15 protein-coding genes and 2 pseudogenes are annotated in these 19,750 nt (G+C 58.9%); 8 read left to right on the forward strand and 9 right to left on the reverse strand.

Annotated elements, in window-relative coordinates; genetic code table 11:
* Window positions 1–489 precede the first annotated feature (489 nt).
* On the reverse strand, window positions 490–1,512 hold the full coding sequence (locus OPU96_RS00055) for a zinc-dependent alcohol dehydrogenase family protein (protein ID WP_192300956.1): 1,023 nt from the start codon (window positions 1,510–1,512) through the stop codon (window positions 490–492).
* A gap of 268 nt (window positions 1,513–1,780) precedes the next feature.
* On the opposite strand from OPU96_RS00055, the gene OPU96_RS00060 reads away from it, so the two are divergent.
* Both OPU96_RS00060 and OPU96_RS00065 read left to right on the forward strand, forming a co-directional pair.
* On the forward strand, window positions 1,781–2,695 hold the full coding sequence (locus tag OPU96_RS00060) for a LysR family transcriptional regulator (RefSeq protein ID WP_463984795.1): 915 nt from the start codon (window positions 1,781–1,783) through the stop codon (window positions 2,693–2,695).
* A gap of 153 nt (window positions 2,696–2,848) precedes the next feature.
* Window positions 2,849–4,117: a tyrosine-type recombinase/integrase gene (locus tag OPU96_RS00065; protein ID WP_267864035.1), complete on the forward strand. Its 1,269-nt coding sequence runs from the start codon at window positions 2,849–2,851 to the stop codon at window positions 4,115–4,117.
* Window positions 4,118–4,669: 552 nt separating this feature from the next.
* Here OPU96_RS00065 and OPU96_RS00070 read toward each other — a convergent pair.
* The 6 genes and pseudogenes from OPU96_RS00070 to OPU96_RS00095 form a co-directional block, all read right to left on the reverse strand.
* On the reverse strand, window positions 4,670–5,224 hold the full coding sequence (locus tag OPU96_RS00070; RefSeq protein ID WP_267864034.1) for a DcrB/PsbP domain-containing protein: 555 nt from the start codon (window positions 5,222–5,224) through the stop codon (window positions 4,670–4,672).
* Window positions 5,225–5,337: 113 nt separating this feature from the next.
* Window positions 5,338–5,598 (reverse strand): annotated as a pseudogene (locus OPU96_RS00075) (Arm DNA-binding domain-containing protein); the annotation flags it as partial.
* Window positions 5,580–7,070: an aldehyde dehydrogenase gene (locus OPU96_RS00080; RefSeq protein ID WP_267864033.1), complete on the reverse strand. Its 1,491-nt coding sequence runs from the start codon at window positions 7,068–7,070 to the stop codon at window positions 5,580–5,582. The gene OPU96_RS00080 and the pseudogene OPU96_RS00075, both read right to left, overlap by 19 nt.
* A 27-nt stretch (window positions 7,071–7,097) precedes the next feature.
* Window positions 7,098–8,465, reverse strand: a complete 1,368-nt coding sequence (locus tag OPU96_RS00085) for an APC family permease (RefSeq protein WP_498558459.1) — start codon at window positions 8,463–8,465, stop codon at window positions 7,098–7,100.
* A gap of 149 nt (window positions 8,466–8,614) precedes the next feature.
* The gene (locus tag OPU96_RS00090) at window positions 8,615–9,997 is read right to left on the reverse strand and encodes an aspartate aminotransferase family protein (RefSeq protein WP_267864031.1); all 1,383 of its coding nucleotides are present in this window, start codon (window positions 9,995–9,997) and stop codon (window positions 8,615–8,617) included.
* A 46-nt stretch (window positions 9,998–10,043) separates the two neighbouring features.
* Window positions 10,044–10,841, reverse strand: a complete 798-nt coding sequence (locus OPU96_RS00095; protein WP_267864045.1) for a helix-turn-helix domain-containing protein — start codon at window positions 10,839–10,841, stop codon at window positions 10,044–10,046.
* Window positions 10,842–11,035: 194 nt separating this feature from the next.
* On the opposite strand from OPU96_RS00095, the gene OPU96_RS00100 reads away from it, so the two are divergent.
* From OPU96_RS00100 to argE, 4 genes are read left to right on the forward strand one after another with little or no spacing between them, the layout of a single operon-like run.
* On the forward strand, window positions 11,036–12,367 hold the full coding sequence (locus OPU96_RS00100; protein ID WP_267864030.1) for a flavin-containing monooxygenase: 1,332 nt from the start codon (window positions 11,036–11,038) through the stop codon (window positions 12,365–12,367).
* 25 nt (window positions 12,368–12,392) lie between these two features.
* Window positions 12,393–12,803: a RidA family protein gene (locus tag OPU96_RS00105; protein WP_003207327.1), complete on the forward strand. Its 411-nt coding sequence runs from the start codon at window positions 12,393–12,395 to the stop codon at window positions 12,801–12,803.
* A 10-nt stretch (window positions 12,804–12,813) separates the two neighbouring features.
* Window positions 12,814–13,491, forward strand: a complete 678-nt coding sequence (locus OPU96_RS00110; protein WP_267864029.1) for a DUF1028 domain-containing protein — start codon at window positions 12,814–12,816, stop codon at window positions 13,489–13,491.
* Window positions 13,488–14,633, forward strand: a complete 1,146-nt coding sequence (argE, locus tag OPU96_RS00115) for an acetylornithine deacetylase (RefSeq protein ID WP_267864028.1) — start codon at window positions 13,488–13,490, stop codon at window positions 14,631–14,633. The genes OPU96_RS00110 and argE overlap by 4 nt, the downstream gene beginning before the upstream one ends.
* Before the next feature lie 133 nt (window positions 14,634–14,766).
* On the opposite strand, the gene OPU96_RS00120 is transcribed toward argE, so the two are convergent.
* Entirely contained in the window at window positions 14,767–15,678 is a 912-nt protein-coding gene (locus OPU96_RS00120; protein WP_065882014.1) for a LysR substrate-binding domain-containing protein, read from the reverse strand.
* A gap of 250 nt (window positions 15,679–15,928) precedes the next feature.
* On the opposite strand from OPU96_RS00120, the gene OPU96_RS00125 reads away from it, so the two are divergent.
* Window positions 15,929–17,344 (forward strand): purine-cytosine permease family protein, encoded by a 1,416-nt coding sequence (locus OPU96_RS00125; protein WP_267864027.1) that lies wholly within the window; start codon window positions 15,929–15,931, stop codon window positions 17,342–17,344.
* Window positions 17,345–17,918: 574 nt separating this feature from the next.
* Window positions 17,919–18,350 (forward strand): annotated as a pseudogene (locus OPU96_RS00130) (tyrosine-type recombinase/integrase); the annotation flags it as partial.
* A gap of 158 nt (window positions 18,351–18,508) precedes the next feature.
* On the opposite strand, the gene OPU96_RS00135 reads toward OPU96_RS00130, so the two are convergent.
* Window positions 18,509–19,744: a nucleoside permease gene (locus tag OPU96_RS00135; protein WP_498558460.1), complete on the reverse strand. Its 1,236-nt coding sequence runs from the start codon at window positions 19,742–19,744 to the stop codon at window positions 18,509–18,511.
* Window positions 19,745–19,750 lie beyond the last annotated feature (6 nt).

The following is a 19,750-nucleotide window of genomic DNA, read 5'->3' on the forward strand; positions in this document are numbered from 1 at the left end:
GAATATTCCGACAACTTCCTACGCTGCTTTATCCAGAAAGTCAGAGAAGCGTCCGACAAGTAACAATCAAGCAAAACCGTGAATTCAGCGGCTATTGATCAGTACTTTCTGACGCTTGCGCTTTTCGTTTGCGCGAACATATAAACAACCTCTTAGTGCTAGAGGCATGGGACGGTAATGTCAGACATTCAATCATTGCTCAATCCTTGAGATGACAGTGAAGGCACAATTATCTGCAGTCGAATACTGATTAACAGATACAGAAAAGTGCCGAAAACCAGTTCAGATCAACAACCGGCGAAACTTTGTTTGCGCCCACACGACAACGCCGCACTGAAATTCAGCGCGGCGTCAGGGGCAAAGGTATTAAATGCGGGGTCGGCGTGCTTGAGCGGACTTAACCGTGCCGCGGGTTAAGCCCTGTCAAATGGCGCATTCGCCCCATCCGTTCGGATGCATTGGACACGCATTTGCGAATACTCCTACAGATCAAACAGCTTCAACCTGCAATGCGACGCGCTCGCGGCACGGACATTCGTCCATATAGCGGTGTGCTTCGACAAACTGGCTGAACGCAAACACCGTGGTTTTCAGCGGTACCAGCACGCGATCGGCGGTCAGTTGGTTGATGTCGCGTAATGCACGCTGCAATGCCACTTGGTCCTGGATGATGCCCAGTTCCGGCTTGCCGGTGAAATTGCCGATGCAGTGCACAAAAAACTGAATGTTTTTCTGGAACGCTGCACATGCGGGGAATGGCGTCTGGTTGCCACCCTGCAAACCATACAGCACCAGGCTGCCACGCGGCGCCAACACATCGCCGAGCAACGACATCTGCGGGCCACCCAAGCCATCAAACACCACATCGACGCCGCGGTTGTCGGTGAACTTGTTGATCTGCATGAGCAAGTCCTGCTCTTCAGTGACGATGACCTTTTCCGCCCCCAGGGACAGCAAGTATTCACGCTCGGCGCTGTCCTTGGTGGCCGCAATCACCCGTACCCCCAAGGCCTTGCCCAGTTGCACGAACGATGGGCCGGCGCAGTGACTCGCGTCGGTCACCAAGGCAAACTGGCCGGGCTTGACCCGCGCCAGGTCCACATATGCAAAGTAGGCAATCAACAGCGGCGTGTAATGCACGCTGGCTTGAATGGGGCTCAACACATCCGGATAGCGGGTCAGGGCCGAACGGGGCAGGACGATCACTTCGCCATACACCGGATAATCATTGGGGCTCTCGGCCGGAAAACTGGCGACTTTATCGCCCACAGCCAAATCATCCACGCCTTCACCCAGGGCCACGACCACCCCGGCCATCTCATGGCCAAGGCCGGATGGCAGGCGCGCATGGGAAGACGCCAGGTTCTGGCGCCACAGAATGTCGTACCAACTGATGCCGATCGCTTCGACACGCACCTGCACTTCGCCCGGTGCGGGCTGCGCGGCTACATGCTCTTCGCACTTGAGCACCTCGGCCGGACCAAACTTGTGAAAACGGATCGTGCGGGACATCGCAAACCTCGTCAAAGTAACCTCTAATGCCATGAACTCTATCTGGGCTTTCCCGGTAAGACCACAGGTCACCATTAATAGTCGACATGCCTGTCATTGATTCCGCTCCCGAGGAAAAGACCCCGGCTAACGTAGGAAAACTCAATTAGCCGGTGCAGAGTACCAGCCTTTCCCCGTAAGATTCATGCCGGTCATGCTTCTTAATCGAATCCAGGGGGTTCTTTTATGGCCGCTCTCGTCAAGCTCGCTGACTTTTCCAGGACACAAGATGAACCGTAACGACCTGCGTCGTGTCGACCTTAACCTCTTGATCGTATTCGAAACCTTGATGCACGAGCGCAGTGTGACCCGCGCGGCCGAGAAACTGTTCCTCGGCCAGCCCGCCATCAGCGCGGCCTTGTCACGCCTGCGCGGTTTGTTCGATGACCCACTGTTCGTGCGTACCGGCCGCAGCATGGAACCGTCCGCACGCGCCGTGGAAATCTTCGCCCTGCTCTCCCCGGCCCTGGACTCGATCTCCACCGCCGTCAGCCGTGCCGCCGAGTTCGACCCGGCGACCAGCACCGCGGTATTTCGCATTGGCCTGTCCGATGACGTCGAATTCGCCCTGCTCCCGCAACTGCTCAAACGCCTGCGCGCCGAAGCCCCCGGCATCGTGCTGGTGGTGCGCCGCGTCAACTACATCCTGATGCCCAGCTTGCTGGCCTCCGGCGAAATCTCCATCGGCGTCAGCTACACCGCCGACCTGCCGGCCAACGCCAAACGCAAAGTCCTGCGCCGCAGCCTGCCCAAACTGCTGCGCGCCGACAGCGTCCCCGGCGCCCTGAGCCTCGACGACTTCTGCGCCCGCCCCCACGCCCTGGTGTCATTTGCGGGAGACTTGAGCGGATTTATCGACGAAGAACTGGAAAAACTCGACCGCAAACGCCACGTAGTGCTGGCCGTTCCGCAGTTCAACGGCCTGGGCACCTTGCTGGCGGGCACCGATATTGTCGCCATCGTGCCGGACTATGCCGCCGAAGCACTGACCGCCGCCGGCGGCCTTCGCGCCGAGGAGCCGCCGTTGCCGGTGCGCTCGTTTGAACTGCATATGGCGTGGCGTGGGTCGCAGGATAATGATCCCGGGGAGCGGTGGTTGCGGTCGCGGATTCAGATGTTTTTTGGGGACCCCGATAGTCTGTAATGGAATTCCACTAAATTCCATAAAAACGTTTTATAACAACAAGTTATTGATAACTTAAGTCTACTGCCATCCGTCTAAATCCAGTGGATTCCAGAGCCCGTGGGGGCATAATTGGGGGCAAATTTCGGTTCCTTAAAAAGGATGCCCCCACCGATGCCCCCAGACAATGCGGTTGTTTTCAAACGAAAACTCAGCGATGCGTTGATCCGCTCGCTGACCGAGCCCGGCAAACACGCCGATGGCGAAGTCCCTGGGCTCTACTTGGAAGTAAGGGCGTCGAGCAAGGTCGGCAAACCCCCTTCCAAGGTTTGGCGATTGAAGTATCGGCTGCATGGCAAGGAAAACCGCTTCTCCATCGGCGCTTACCCCGACATTGGTCTCAAGGAGGCGCGCGACATTGCCCGCGGCGCACGCCGCGACGTGGCTAACCACATCGCTCCACTCAAGGCCAAGACTGCCAAGATCGAGGCACAGTTGCTCAATGAAGAGCGCACCTTCGCGTACGTGGCCGAGCAATGGTTGGCATTCAAGTCTGCCGAATTGGTGACAAAATCCATCTCGGGATTTACCGGAGCGCTGAACAACCACATCTTGCCTGCCATTGGCAAAAAACCGATCAGCGAGATCAAGTTGGAGCACATCACTACGATCATCAACGAGTTGCGCCGCCGGCGCACCATGGCCATGGCCCGGCGCGTGCGTACTATCATCCGTGCCGTCCTGGGCTTTGCCGAGGGGCGCGGATGGGTGGAACGTAATGTGGCGCTTAGCAACGTTGAGGAGTTGAAGATCCGCCATGTCGTGACCAGCAACCCGGCAATCGAAAGGCCAGCCGACCTGGGCAGGTTTCTTATGCGCCTTGATGACTGCAACGACGGCAGCGTTGCCGCCGCAATGCGCCTGCTGGTCATGTTGCCGGTCCGACCAGGCGAACTGGTGCAGATGCGCTGGGAAGATGTCGACTTGGTCGGCGCCGATTGGCGTTACGTAGTGAGCAAGACCAAGCACCTGGACAAGAGCAAGCACATCGTGCCGTTACCCGAACAAGCTCTGGTCCTGTTGCGCGAGCTACATAAAACCCGCGTGGTGGATGAAGAAGGCAAAGGCTGGGTGTTTGTCTCGCCGGTCTATCCAGGGCGCCCCATCAATCCGACCTCCATGCTCAAGTCCTTTCAGCGTATCTGGCCTGAGTACGACATCACTGCTCACGGCTTTCGCGCGACCTACCGGACCATTGCCCATGAGCACTTAGGTATCGATCCAATCGTGCTCGAACTCTCCTTATCCCACCGGATGCCAGGTGCGTTGGGGGCTGTGTATGCCCGCGCGCAATTACTAGTGCAACGCCGGGAGGCGGCTCAACAATGGGCTGACTATTTAGATCAGTTGCGGCAAAACGCTGCGCACGTGACCTCAGATTGAGGATGCAGCGCAAGGAATTAGGAGATGGAGTGGGAAACGAGGCATGCATCAATTCCTATTGTCTGACTAAGGAGTCTTCAATGTGGAAGAATCAAATGCTTTGCCGATCGTAATAGTGGATGTATTGACCTTGAAACCTTGGATAAGCACCCTATTCATCACACGCTGCGACAACTCAACAAGAAGTACGACGGGGCTGTCCGCAGTTCAGAATGTAGCTTCGCATCGGAGCTATAGCGTAAGTGTGCTCTAGTCAAATCGTGGAGCTTCCCTTTAGAACCAGAAATCCGATCAGCGCGTGCAGGCAAAGCTGTTCTGTGAGGTGGCGGATGTAACCGGACCGGTGATCGTGAGATTGCCTTCGCGCAACAGCTGATCACTGACGTAGACCATCCCGCGGCGCACTACGTCGGGTACATAGTCGCCGTCCGGGGCGGGCGGGTCGGGGAGCACGAAACCGAGTTGGGTAAGCTTTGCGCACGAGATCGTGCGGGCTCCTTGTGGTGGACAGACCGTCGGGAGCCGACAGCCTACTATCCGGAAACCTGCGGTTTACTTGCCCAGAATGTTTTTCAACGCAGCGGTATGGCTGGCCGGGTCGTTTACGCTGGACATCACTTCGATGATGGTGATCTTCTGATCGTTCATCGTCATCAACGAGGCCACCAGTAGTTTCAGGCCGTTGAAATCGTCGGTGCCGTCCAGGCGGTACATCTTCAAGCCGTTCACCTGAATGGTCTTCTCGCTAGTCATGCGAAAGTTGGGTGACGCGGCCCGCTGCTTTTCCTTCAAGGTATCCACGGCAAGGCGAAACGCAGCGTCCGGGGTGGTGCCCGCAGTCAGCGCCGGACCTTCAGTAACGATGATGGCCCGCTCACTTTTCGGATCGAAGTACATCGTGCCGCCGTTCTCGCTGTTCAAGGTACGGGCCTCGATGCCTTTCAGCACGAACTTCAGCTTGCCGCCTGCCAGGGACACCGATTGCGTGTCCGATGCCGCCGTAGCGGTTTTTTCAGGCGGGGCAGCAACTGCCATGGTGGCCGCGCCGCTCAAGGCAGCAAGCACGCACAAGGAATGGGTCCAGCCCAACAGCAAATTCTTCGACATTGATAGCGCCTTTGTTTTCAGGCCGTCGAATACCGACGGCCTGTCGTGCGAGCAGCCTAGCTTACTTGCCTGCTCACTTGCCCAGTGATGTTGTTCACAGCCGCAGCGCGTCACTTATATTTGCGGTCAGCATGGGTATTGATACCCTTCGCGAGGAGAGCCCGGGCTTCATCACGCAAGGTGCGTGCTTCACGCAGACCAATCTCAGGATAGGTGCCCAAGGAGATGCACTTTTGCTTACCGAGCCAGTAGTAGCGCAGATGCCACGATTTGCCACCGGTGGGTGTGACCACCAGGCCTAGGCCGTCAGTTTCGGGGATGCTGTAGGTTTTCTCGCCGCGCCTCGCATTTTGATTCAACGTAACTGAAACCATGTGGTTTTCAGCTGCGTGTACTTATCAAAGGAATGCAGCGACAGATCGCGGCCGAACCCCGATTGCTTACCACCACCAAATGGAACCGAGACATCCAACGCGTCGATGGTGTTGACAGACACCGTACCGGCATTCAGAGCGCGCGCCACACGATGGGCACGATTGAGGTCATCGCTCCATACCGAGGCCGCCAGGCCGTAGATGCTGTCATTGGCTTGCTGCACCGCCTCTTCTTCCGTGTCAAAAGCACTGATCGCCAGGACCGGACCAAACACTTCCTCCCGAGAAATACGCATGTTGCCGGTCACATTGCCAAAAATAGTCGGCTGAATGAAGTTTGAAACGCCATTGATGATCAACTGCTCACCACCCGACACAAGCGTGGCCCCTTCAGCGCGCGCCTGACCGATGGCCTTCATGATGCGAGCGGTTTGCTCACTGTCGACAATAGCGCCAGCAGCACTGCCGGGGTCCAGGGGATCACCGGGCATCCAGGCGCGCGATTTACTGACCAGACGTTCGACAAATTCGTCGTGAATTGAGCGCTGCACGTACAGACGGGAGTTGGCCGAACACACCTCGCCCTGGTTGAAGAAAATGCCAAAGGCGGCCTTCTCCGCAGCCAGGTCCAGATCCTGGCAGTCGTCGAACACCAGGTTCGGGCTCTTGCCGCCACACTCCAGCCAGACCTGTTTGAGGTTGGACTGAGCCGAGTACTGCATGAAGTACTTGCCAACCTGAGTGGAGCCGGTGAACACCAGGCAATCCACGTCGGGATGCAATCCCAAGGCCTTGCCGGCGCTTTCGCCCAGGCCAGGCACCACATTCAGCACGCCTTCCGGGATACCGGCTTCCAGGGCCAGTTGGGCCAGGCGCAAGGCCGAGAACGGCGATTGCTCAGCCGGCTTGAGCACCACGCTGTTGCCGGCTGCCAGCGCAGGCGCCAACTTCCAGGCCGCCATATCCAGTGGGAAATTCCACGGCACCACCGCAGCAATCACCCCCAAGGCCTCGCGGGTGATGGTGGCCAACGCGTTGCGGGCGGTGGGCGCGACTTGATCGTAAACCTTGTCGAGGGCTTCGCCGTACCAGGCGAAAACATGCGCGGCGCCGGGGACATCCACGTTGTAGGCGTCCATCACCGGCTTGCCCATGTTCAGCGAATCGAGCAAGGCCAGCTCTTCGCGGTGAGTCATCAGCAATTCGGCGAGCTTGATCAGGACTTTCTTGCGCTCCCGAGGGGCCATACGCCGCCAAGAGCCAGTCTCAAAGGCGCGGCGAGCGGAGCGCACGGCCAGATTGACCTCCTCGCTACCGCACGCGGCGACACGCGCAAGCAACTGGTTAGTCGCGGGGTTGATGGCATCGAAGGTCGCCCCGGATACCGAGGCCACTGGCTTCCCGTCGATCAGGGCTTTGTCGATGAACATTTGACGGGCAACGCGCTGTTGCCAGTAGTTAAGGTCGAGCATGGTGTACTCCGAAATAGATGACGTGTTTCATTCCGCGATTTGCAATTCCGGCATCTTCAGTCGGAACCCACGCGTGACACCCAGCAAACAAACAAGCCCCAACCCCATCCAGCACAAGCCGATTGTGAAGGACATGCTGGACAGGCTGGTCCACAGCCAAATGGTGCTGAGGAACCCCAGGGCTGGCAGCGCTGCATACATCAGGTAGTTGCGCGAGCCACGCAGCTTCTGGTCGACCAGGTAGTGCTTAATCACCGCCAGGTTCACCGCCGAGAAGGCGAACAGTGCACCGAAGCTGATCATGTTGGCGACGGTGTCCAGGGTGATGAACAGGGCTATCAGCGAAAACAGGCTGACCAGCATGATCGCGGAGGCCGGTACGCGTTTTTTCGAGACCAGCTTGCCGAGCACGCGAGGCAGTGCGCCGTCCCGCCCCATGGCGAACAACACGTGCGAGACACTGGCTTGGGAGACCATTGCCGAGGCAAAACAACCCGCGACATAGGTTGCAGTGAATCCGGTCACCAACAGTTCGCCACCGACGCGACGCATCACGTCCACGGACGCCGAATCCGGGTCGGCGAAACTACCCCATTCCGGGAAAACCAATTGGGCGAAATACGAAACCACGAGAAACAACAGTCCACCCAGCAGCGACACCACCATGATGGCGAGTGGGATCGTACGACGCGGGTTGGGCGTTTCCTCGGCCATGGTCGACACCGCATCAAAACCCAGAAAGGACAGGCAGAGTATCGCGGCGCCGCTCATGATCAACGGCATGCTGAAGCCTTCATGGTGGAACGGCCCGAGCAACGAAACCGGTTCGGATTGCCCGCTCAGGTTGTGAATCGACAGCGCCACAAACACCACAATGAACACCAGTTGGGCAACGATCAGCACCCAGTTGACCCGGGTGATCGACTCGATACCGACCAGGTTCAGCACTGTCACCAGGGCGATGGAGCCGAGTACCCATGCGGCGGTGGGCACGCCAGGAAAGTACTCGGACATGTAAATGCCGATCAGCAAATAACTGAGCAGCGGCAAAAAGATGTAGTCCAGCAACAAGGTCCATCCGGCGATGAAGCCGAAATACGCGCCAAAGGCCTTGCGCGCGTAGGTGTAGACCGACCCTGAATAAGGATGCGCCTGGACCATGCGTCCATAGCTGTAGGCGGTCAGTAGCATGGCCGCCAGGGTCAGCAGGTAGGCTGTGGGCAGATGACCCTTGGTCATCTGGGTGACCAGCCCATAGGTGGTGAACACCGCCAGCGGGACCATGTATGCCAGGCCGAAGAGCACCAGCCCGACCAGTCCCAGAGGTTGTCGGAACCTGCGTGTTGAGGACGTGTGATGAGGGGTAGTGTCGGCCACGTTTTTTATTGTATTCATTGCTGACTCCTGGAAATTGGAATGCAGGGCGCCGCGGCATTCGATGAGATCGATGCCGTTTTCCGTTTTAGAGTGAAGTGCCCATGCGCACGCAGGGCGATGTGGCGATTTCATCCACCCCCTCAACCTGAGAGGGTGAACAGCTCACTTCACAGCTTTCCCGCGATCCGTGCGGTGCGATCGACCGCGATATGGGTCTTCTCTACCAACTCGTCCAGCTCCGCGCGCGTTGCCACCAGGGCCGGCGCCATGATCATGCGACCGAGTGTCGAGCGAATGATCACGCCTTCTTCAAACCCAAACGTGCGGCACTGCCAGGCCAGATCGTTTTCGTTGTCGAAGCGCTTGCGTGTGCCCTTGTCCTCGGCAAACTGCAAGGCGGCGAGCAACCCGGTGCCCTGGATCTCGCCAATCATCGGGTGATTGCCGAACACTTCACGCAGGATCTGCTGCAAGTACGGCCCAGTGTCTTCCTTCACCGTGCGCACGATACCTTCATCGCGAAGTGCCTTGAGGTTGGCCAGGGCCACGGCAGCCGCGATCGGATGCCCGGAATAGGTCAGGCCGTGGGCGAACACCCCGCCCCGCTCCACCAGTGCATCCGCGATGCGCTTGCTCAGCACCAGGCCGCCCATGGGTATGTAGCCGGATGTCAGGCCTTTGGCGATTGACAGCGTGTCAGGCTCGAAACCGAAGTACTCGTGGGCAAACCACTCGCCCGTGCGGCCAAAACCACCAATTACCTCATCGGCGCATAGCAGCACATCGTATTGACGGCAGATGCGCTGGATTTCCGGCCAGTAGCTTTCCGGTGGGAAAATCATCCCGCCAGCGCCCTGGAACGGCTCGGCGATAAAGCCCGCGACGTTTTCGGCGCCCAGTTCGAGAATCTTTTCTTCCAGTTGCAGGGCGCAACGACGGCCAAACTCAGCCGGGGTCAACTCGCCACCCTGGGCGTACCAATAAGGTTCATCGATATGTGCAACGTCCGGAATCAGGCCGCCCATTTCGTGCATGAACTTCATGCCGCCCAGCGCTGACGCTGCCAGGGTGGAGCCGTGATAACCGTTCCAACGGCCGATCATGATCTTTTTCTGTGGTTGACCGACCACTTGCCAATAGCGGCGTACAGTGCGGATCAACACCTCGTTGGCTTCGGAGCCGGAGTTGGTGTAGATCACGTGGCTGTAGTGGCCCGGCAGCAGACTGAACAGCAGCTCGGACAGCTCGATCACCGCCGGGTGGGTGGTGTGAAAAAACATGTTGTAGTACGCCAACTGGTCCATTTGCGCGGCGGCGGCGGCGGTCAGGTCTTTGCGACCATAACCGAGCTGGGTGCACCACAGGCCCGACATGCCATCCAGGTAGCGCTTGCCTTCGCTGTCCCATAGATACAGGCCTTCACCACGGACCATGACTCGCGGGCCTTCAGCATTCAGTGCTTTCTGATCTAGAAACGCGTGGATATGGTGGGCCGCATCAGACTTCTGATAGTCCTGAGTCTGGCGTTTCGGTTCGAAGGGTAAGTTCATGGCTTTTCTCTCTTGTTATTAGTCGCGCAAGGGGTCGCAGATCCGCTCAGCGGATCTTGTTCATGTAACTTTCAAGGGGGTCTTTGCTCAGCACGCCCTGGGCTTCGGCCAACGAATCAATGAACAGCGAAAAGAGTTCTGATTGCGCGCCGATATCGAGCTTGCTGTAGATGTGTTTACGATGGGACTTGATGGTGTCTTCCGAGACGCCCAGCCGTTCGGCCAGCGAGCGGGTGGAGTGGCCACGCAGGATCAGCTGGGCGATCCGGCATTCGCGCTCGGTCAGGATCGACGAGCCAAAGTTGTTCAGCGCCGAGTGGATGCGCTGTTCCAGCAGGTTTTCAAAGCGCGCACCCCGCGCATCCAGGCCGACAAAATGCTTGCCGAGCACAGCCAGCACCCAGGGCGCAATCCGCTTGAATTGTTGGGTGGTGGCCGCGTCCAGCTTCTGCGTAAACGCCAATGACACTGACAGGCTCAACCCGCTGCCCGATTGCAGGATGTAGTTCAGTTCATCCTCCAGGTGCGAATGCCGGTAGAACGACTGGAAGTATTCGCTGAGTTCGAAGTGGTCAGGAGCGACATCCGCAAGGTCGTAACACCCCGAACCGACCCCCTCTACACACGCGCCATAAAACGGATCAAGCAAGTAGAAGCCAGACAGGTACTGACGCACATTGCCCTGGGGCAACCAAGGTCCTTCCAACTCGAACAACGCGCTGGGCATGCCGCCGTGGGGATACAGGTACAGCGTCGTGGCCTGGATCGGCCAGATACAACCTAGGGCCTCGAACAAGGTGGCGGCGAAGCTCGCTTGACCGATGTTCTCGGTGACCTGGGCCATCTGTTCGAACCATTGCGCAGAAGAAAGCTGGTCGTTTTCCACTTCAAAGACTCGTTGAAAGAACGGTAATGATCGTCCCACACCCAGGAAATCACCGAAATCACCCTATAGGGTGAGCTTGCATCCGAAATTTATGCTCACTTCCTAACTTAATAATATTTTATTTATACCCCCCCTCTCCCTACCTTGAAGTCATGCCCGAGCTGAATCCAACTGCATTACGCAAGGATAGAAACATGACTGAAGCAATAACAAAAACAGACACGCTGGTGGTAGGCGCCGGTCAAGCGGGCGTGGCCATGAGCGAGCACTTGAGCAAGCAAGGCGTGCCACACCTGGTGCTGGAGCGCAGCCGCATTGCCGAGCGCTGGCGCACCGGGCGTTGGGATTCACTGGTGGCCAACGGGCCGGCCTGGCATGACCGGTTTCCAGGCCTGGCGTTCGAGGATGTCGCCCCGGATGGCTTCGCGCCAAAAGAGCGGGTGGCGGATTACTTTGAAGCCTATGCGCGCAAGTTCAATGCGCCGATCCGCACCGGCGTGGACGTGATCTCGGTTGTACGCAATGTCGGCCGCCCCGGTTTCACCGTGCACACCAGCGAAGGCGTGATCGAAGCCAACCGGGTGGTGGCGGCAACCGGGCCGTTCCAGAAGCCAGTGATTCCGGCCATCGCGCCAAAAGACACGGCGCTGCACCAGATCCATTCCGCCGATTATCGCAACCCTTCACAACTGCCAGTCGGCGCCGTGCTGGTGGTGGGTGCCGGTTCGTCCGGTGTGCAGATCGCCGATGAACTGCAACGCTCCGGCCGCCAGGTGTACCTCTCGGTCGGCGCCCATGACCGCCCGCCGCGTGCTTATCGCAACCGCGACTTCTGCTGGTGGCTGGGGGTGCTGGGCGAGTGGGACCAGGCAGCCATGAAACCTGGTCGTGAGCACGTGACCATCGCGGTCAGCGGCGCACACGGCGGCAAGACCATCGACTTCCGCGAACTGGCCCAGCGAGGCATGACCCTGGTCGGCCTCACCCAAGCCTTTAACGGCAGCGTTGCGACGTTCCAGCCGAACCTGGTGGAAAACCTGGCGCGTGGCGATGAAAACTACCTGGCCTTGCTGGATGCGGCGGACGCCTACATCGAGCGCAATGGCCTGGACTTGCCACTGGAGCCGCAAGCCCGCCACGTGTTCCCCGACGCAGACTGCATCAAGCAGCCGATCCTGGAACTGGACCTGGCCAAGGCGGGCGTCACCTCGATCATCTGGGCCACCGGGTTTGCCGTGGATTACAGCTGGCTGAAGGTTGACGCATTCGACGCAGCCGGCAAACCGCAGCATCAGCGCGGCGTGTCCAGCGAAGCCGGGATCTACTTCCTCGGTTTGCCGTGGCAGTCGCGCCGTGGTTCGTCGTTTATCTGGGGTGTCTGGCACGACGCCAAGTACGTAGCCGACCATATCGCCATCCAACGGCAATACCTCGAGTACCGCGAAGCCGCCCCCGTGGTTCGCCAATCCCCTGTCAGCGCCTGATCATTTTATTGCCGGAGTTTTTTTGATGCCTACTCACACTCGCATCCGCATGTTCAACACCAAGGAAACCTACCCCAACCAGAGCCTGGACAACGACCTGTGCCAGGCCGTGCGCGCCGGCAATACCGTGTATGTTCGCGGCCAGGTGGGTACTGATTTCGACGGTAACCTGATCGGCCTTGGCGACCCGCGCGCCCAGGCCGAACAGGCGATGAAAAACGTCAAGCAATTGCTTGAAGAAGCCGGCAGCGACCTCAGCCATATCGTCAAGACCACCACCTACCTGATCGACCCGCGCTATCGCGAGCCGGTGTACCAGGAAGTCGGCAAATGGCTCAAGGGTGTGTTCCCGATTTCCACCGGGCTGGTGGTCTCCGCCCTGGGCCAGCCGCAATGGTTGATGGAAATTGATGTGATCGCCGTTATTCCCGAGTGAGGAGCCGCACATGACCTTTTCAATCGTCGGCCGTTGCGCCGACACCGGCCAACTGGGCATCGCCATCAGCTCATCGAGCATCGCGGTGGGTGCCCGTTGCCCGTGGCTGCGGCCCGGTGCGGGCGCGGTGTCGACCCAGAACATCACGCTGCCGGCCCTGGGCCCGGACGTGCTCGACCTGCTGGAACAAGGCCTGACGCCCGCCGACGCGATCGACAAGGCCCTGACCCGCAACGGCTACAGCCAATACCGGCAACTGACGGCGATTGATCACCTGGGCCGCAGCGTGCATTTCAGCGGCAGCGAAACCCTCGGCACCCACAACGCCGTGTCGGGCGAACAGTGTGTGGCGGCGGGCAATATGCTTGCCGACCGCGCGGTGATTGAGACGATGGTCGCAGCCTTCGAGCAAGGCGAAGGCCAGTTGGCAGACCGGCTGCTGGCATCGATGCATGCCGCCATTGCCGCAGGCGGTGAAGCCGGCCCGGTGCATTCTGCGGCGTTGGTAGTGGTCGGCGAGCTGACCTGGCCGATCATAAATCTGCGGGTGGATTGGGCCGATGAAAACCCGATCGGCGAGCTGCAAACACTCTGGGACGCCTATCGGCCGCAAGTGCAGGACTACATCGACCGCGCCATCGCCCCGGACCGTTCCCCCGGCTACGGCGTGGCTGGAGACGACCGATGAGCAGCAGCCGCGACCTGCTGCAAACGCTGGTGGGGTTTGATACCACCAGCCGCGAATCCAACCTGCGACTGATCGAGTATGTGCGCGAATACCTGGCCGGTTTCGGCGTAGCCAGCGAGCTGGTCTACAGCGAAGATCGCAGCAAGGCCAATCTATTTGCCAGTGTTGGCCCGGTGGAATTGCCGGGTATCGTGCTGTCGGGGCATACCGATGTGGTGCCGGTGGACGGCCAGCCGTGGACAGTGCCGCCGTTTGAGTTGACCGAGCATGACGGCAAGTTGTTCGGCCGTGGCACGGCTGACATGAAGGGCTATATCGCCTGTGTGTTGGCGCTGGTGCCGGCGCTGGTTGAGGCGCCGTTGCGGGTGCCGGTGCATATCGCCCTGTCCTACGACGAGGAAGTGGGCTGCCTCGGCGTGCGTTCGTTGCTCGCGGTGCTGGAACAGCGACCGCTAAAACCGATGCTGTGCATCATCGGCGAACCGACCGAACTCAAGCCGGTGCTTGGCCACAAGGGCAAGTTGGCGATGCGCTGCGATGTGCATGGCGAGGCCTGCCATTCGGCGTACGCGCCGTCTGGCGTGAATGCCATCGAACATGCCGCCGAGTTGATCGGTGAGCTGGGCCGCATCGGCCAGCGCCTGCGACAGAAGCAGGATGCGCGGTTTGATCCGCCGTTCAGCACGGTGCAGACCGGAGTGATCAGCGGCGGCAAGGCGCTCAATATCGTGCCGGCAGACTGTCGGTTTGATTTTGAGGTGCGCGCGCTGCCATCCCAGGACCTGAGCGAGGTGGCTGCCGAACTCAAGGCTTATGCCGAGCAACAGGTGCTGCCGCGTATGCAGGCAGTGATTGCGCAGAGTGCGATTCGCTTTACCGAGTTGTCGGCCTACCCAGGCTTAGTCACGGACGAACGCAGCCAGGCCGCCGAGTTGATTGCGGCGTTCAGCGGCTCACGGGATTTCGGCACGGTGGCGTTCGGCACCGAGGGTGGGTTGTTTGATGCGGTGGGCATACCCACGGTGGTGTGCGGGCCTGGGAGTATGGATCAGGGGCATAAGCCGGATGAGTTTGTGAGCCTGGAGCAACTGGCGGGGTGTGATTCGATGTTGTGGCGAATGTTGGACTCGATTCGCGCCTAGTCATTTATCTACCAGACACCACAAATCAACTGTGGGAGCGGGCTTGCTCGCTAATGCGGAATGTCAGTCACTGCTGTTTTGGCTGATCCACCGCATTAGCGAGCAAGCCCGCTCCCACATTTTTGGCCTGCGTTTAACCAAGGATTCGGGCGAGCTCTTCGCGGCAGTAATCAACAAACAACTGCACCGGCTTGGTCAGCGGCGCCCGGCGCAGCCACACCGCCGACAAGCCAGACCCCGTGACGGTTTCCGCCAAAGGAATGCACACGACTTTCTGCCCGTCATAGGTGTACTCCGTGAACGGCTTGGTCACCAATATCGAAAACCCAAACCCCCTGCCCACCATCCCCCGCACCATCTCGATCGACGGCGAACTGAACACAATATTTGGCGTCAGCCCACGCTCTTCAAAGATGCTCACGAAGTAGGTCCGACTCGGTAGCACGTCCAGCAAAATCATCGGCTCCAGCACCAGGTCCACCAGCGACACCTTGGCCTGCTGCGCAAAACGGTGATCCGCCGGCAACAGCGCATACGGCTGCTGCGGCGGCATCAGCGGCGTGGTCTCGATGGTGCCGCCCAGGTCGTGTTCGAACAGCATCGCCACGTCGATACTGCCCGCGGTCAGCGCCTGCACCAACTCCTGCTGCTCGCCATCGCGAATGCGGATTTCAACCCCCGGCCAACGCGCCTTGAAACCCGCGATCAAGCGCGGCAGGTACAGCGGCGCGACGGTTTCAAAGCAGCCGATATCGATCTGCCCGGCCACCACGTCATTGTCCGCCAGGGCATTCTGTTCGAACTCATGGGCCACCCGCAGCAGCTCAAGGGCCTTACGGTAGAAGCGTGCGCCGCTGGGCGTCAGCGACACGCCCTGGGCGTGATGCCGGATAAACAGCTGCACGCCAAAGCTGTCTTCCAGCTGCTTGATCGCCGTCGACACCGACGGTTGCGCGATGTACAGCTTGCGCGACGCCTCGGCGACGCTGCCGCACTCGGCCGTGGTGACGAAATATCTGAGTTGGCGCAGGTTATAGGCAGCCATCGAGGCCTCCGAAAACGCGGGAATTCGCCCCATACCAGTGCGAAAAAATACCGCTTTATTGATCCATTCAAGCCTATGCAACATACCGGAGCAAAAACCCAGGCGAGCTATATTTTTTAAGGTCTATAGCAACAAACTTACTAATTTACCTCCCCGCCTCCATTGCAGATGATCACTCCAACAACAAAGCGTCGCCCACGCGCCGCACAGCGAAGTACGTCAACGTACTCACCTTGCCTTGGAGCTCGTCATGGTTACCACTGCAACATCCTCCGCCCCGCTTATCGAAAAACACACGATTGGATACGTGCCCCCGGAAGATCGCCATGGAAAGGTAAGAGACCTGTTCACCCTGTGGTTCGGCGGCAACATCGCGCCGTTGCCGATCGTCACCGGTGCGCTGGGTGTGCAACTGTTCCACCTCAACCTCATCTGGGGCATCGTCGCGATCCTCGTCGGCCACCTGGTCGGCGGCGTGCTGATGGCGCTGCACTCGGCCCAGGGCCCGCAAATGGGCATCCCGCAAATGATCCAGAGCCGCGCCCAATTCGGCTCCCTCGGCGCACTGCTGGTGGTGGTCATCGCTGGCGTCATGTACATCGGCTTCTTCGCCTCCAACATCGTGCTGGCCGGCAAATCCTTGCACGGGGTGGTCGACGCAGTGCCCGTGCCGGTGGGCATCGTGATTGGCGCCATCGGTTCCGGGATCATCGGTATCATCGGCTACCGCTTTATCCACGTGCTCAACCGCATCGGCACTTGGGTACTGGGCGCCGGGATTGTGCTCGGGTTTGGCTACATCTTCACCCACGTGCAGACCACCGACTTCCTCACGCGCGGCAGCTTCAACATCTCCGGCTGGCTGGCGACCGTATCATTGGCGGCGCTGTGGCAAATCGCATTCGCGCCCTACGTCTCCGACTACTCGCGCTACCTGCCGGCTGACGTACCTGTCGCCTCAACCTTCTGGACCACCTACCTCGGCTCGGCGCTGGGTTCGAGCCTGTCGTTCATCTTCGGTGCCGTCGCCGTCCTCGCCACCCCGGTGGGCATGGACACCATGGACGCCGTCAAACTCGCGACCGGCGCCATCGGCCCATTGATGCTGGTGCTGTTTTTGCTCAGCGTGATCAGCCACAACGCCCTCAACCTGTACGGCGCGGTACTGTCGATCATCACCTTGGTGCAGACCTTTGCCTATCGCTGGATTCCCACCGCGAAAAGCCGCACAGTGATCTCGATTATCGTGCTGGCCGCCTGCGCGATCGCAGCGGTATTCGCCTCCAAAGACTTCATCGGCCACTTCGTCGACATGGTGCTGGTGCTGCTCGTGGTGCTGGTGCCCTGGACCGCAATCAACCTGATCGACTTCTACGCGATCCATAAGGGCAAGTACGACATTGCCTCGATCTTCCGCGTGGACGGCGGGATTTACGGCCGCTACAACCCGCAGGCGCTGCTGGCGTATGCCGTGGGGATTGCGGTGCAGATTCCGTTTATGAATACGCCGCTGTATGTGGGGCCGATTTCGGAGCGCATCAATGGGGCAGATTTGTCTTGGGTGGTGGGATTAGTGGTGACGTCGCCATGGTATTTTTGGTTGGCAAGTCGGGATAGTGCGTATAAGCGCAGGATGGAGGGGGGCAAGTTGGTGGGGGAAATCTAGACAACACTCTGCGTCCCAAACACACGTTACTTCCTTATCAGCGCCGTGTTAGGCAATGATAAAAAAGCTAAAAACCTGCGATTTCGCAGGTTTTTTTTGCCCCCATTTTTTGGGCTCTGGAAAGGTAACGTATTGATATATCGCCTACTGGTAAGAGCTGCAACGAAAACTACGCGGCCGCTTGCGCTTTAACTTGTCGCATGAGTGCCCCTTGCGTTGAACAATTTCGCTTGAAGATACGAAGAAAAATAGCCCTTGGAGTTTCGATGAACTCGACTCTTGGAAGCCGATGTCTTACACCATCCCTAGCCACTATTTCCTTAGCTTTTGAGCCACTGCACTCACAAATGCCGCTTGCTCGTCATATAGGGAACTTGGCGACTCGGCATTCTTCCATGTTGACCATTGCACCACCACCAGCCGGTCTGCAGGATTGATCGCAATAGCTTGACCGTAGATGCCCAGCGCCCAGAACGTCTGGTTATTGTCGACGGTATCCGTCGGTTGAATGTTTGCATCCGTTGGCGGAGCGTTGTACCACTACTGATAGCCATACTGCCCTTTTAACGCGACAGCGGCAGCAATGCGTCTGCTGGTCATGTTGCCCGTCCGCCCAGGCGAATTGGTGCAGATGCGCTGGGAAGATGTCGACTTGGTGGGTGCCGATTGGCGTTATGTGGTGAGCAAAACCAAGCATCTGGACAAGAGCAAACACATCGTGCCGTTGCCTGAACAAGCCTTGGTTCTGTTACGCGAGCTACACAAAACCCGCGTGGTGGATAAAGAAAGCAAAGGCTGGGTGTTCGTCTCGCCGGTCTATCCGGGACGTCCCATAAACCCGACCTCCATGCACAAGTCCTTCCAGCGCATCTGGCCGGAGTACAACATCACAGCCCATGGCTTTCGCGCCACCTACCGGACCATTGCCCACGAGCACTTGGGTATCGATCCAATCGTGCTCGAGCTTTCGTTATCTCACCGAATGCCAGGAGCTCTTGGAGCTGTGTAGTGCAGCGCCCGGCACAGTCCCGCCCCTGCCATCTGTATCGGCAGCTGAGCCCTGGGCAAGGCAGGCGGGTGCTCTCCCGGCCTTAATCGCCGTCCGGTGTCACCCGCTCTACTATGACTAGCTTCCTCCTGCGCTGCGGCGTGAACCATAGCAGCTCAAATATTGGCGGAGTTCGGTTCTACCGCACGCGCATCGCGGAAGGCAAACAGAAACACCAGCACCACGCTCAGAGAGAAGCAGGCCGGGAATAACCAAATGCTCTGCCATTGATGGCCCGTAGGGGTGGCGTAGTAATCGGAGACATGGCCCGCGACCCAGAAACCGATCAGCATGCCAAATCCGTAGGTCGCCAGAGTGATCAGACCTTGAGCCGAGCTTCTGAAGCGCTCCGGGGTTTTCGCATCGGTATAGATCTGCCCGGACACAAAGAAAAAGTCGTAGCAGATGCCGTGCAGGGCAATGCCGGTGAACAGCATAAAGGCCAGGTCGGCATTATTGCCGTAGGCGAACAGCACATAGCGCAAGGCCCAGGCCAGCATGCCCATCAGTAACGCGATCTTGATGCCGAAGCGCTGAATGAACAGGGGCAGCAGGAGCATGAACAGGACTTCGGAGACCTGCCCGATGGCCATCTTCGCCGTGGGATTGGTCATGCCTATGTCGGCGAGGAACGGATTGGCATTCTGGTAATAGAACGCCAGCGGGATGCAGATCAGGATCGAGGCAATGAAGAACACCAAGTAGCTGCGGTCTTTCAGCAGGCCCAAGGCATCGAGGCCGAAGATCTGTTTAACCCCGGTTCGAGTTGTATCGGATTTCAGCGGTGCCGTACTCGGCAGCGTGAAGCTGTAGACGCCCAGCACCAGCGACGCCAATGCGGCCATCAGGAAGGTGTTGCGCAAGCCACCGGACGCAATCGCGGCTTTCGAGTCCCAGGCAAAGACAAAACTGATCACCACCCCGGCGACGATCCAGCCCACGGTGCCCCACACCCGAATACGTGAAAACTCCAGTGCCGGGTCGCGCATCTGCCGAAAGGCCACGGAGTTGACCAATGCCAGGGTCGGCATGTAGATCATCATGTAGGCCAGCACGTAGGGATAAAACGTGCCGAAGTCCGGCGCCCGATACAGCTGATAGAGCAACACTGCCCCCACCAGGTGCAGCAACGCCAGAATTCGTTCCGCATTGAAGAATCGGTCAGCGATCAGCCCAATCACGAACGGGGCGATGGTCGCGCCCCAGGACTGAGTCGAGAACGCCATGCCAATCTGGCCGCCGCTGGCGCCCAACTGGCTGGACAGGAAAGTGCCAAGGGTCACGAACCAGCCACCCCAGATAAAGAACTGCAGAAACATCATGGCGCTCAAGCGCGCAGTCATCCACGTCATAACAGT

The sequence above is a fragment of the Pseudomonas sp. RP-B7 genome, from assembly GCF_059803535.1.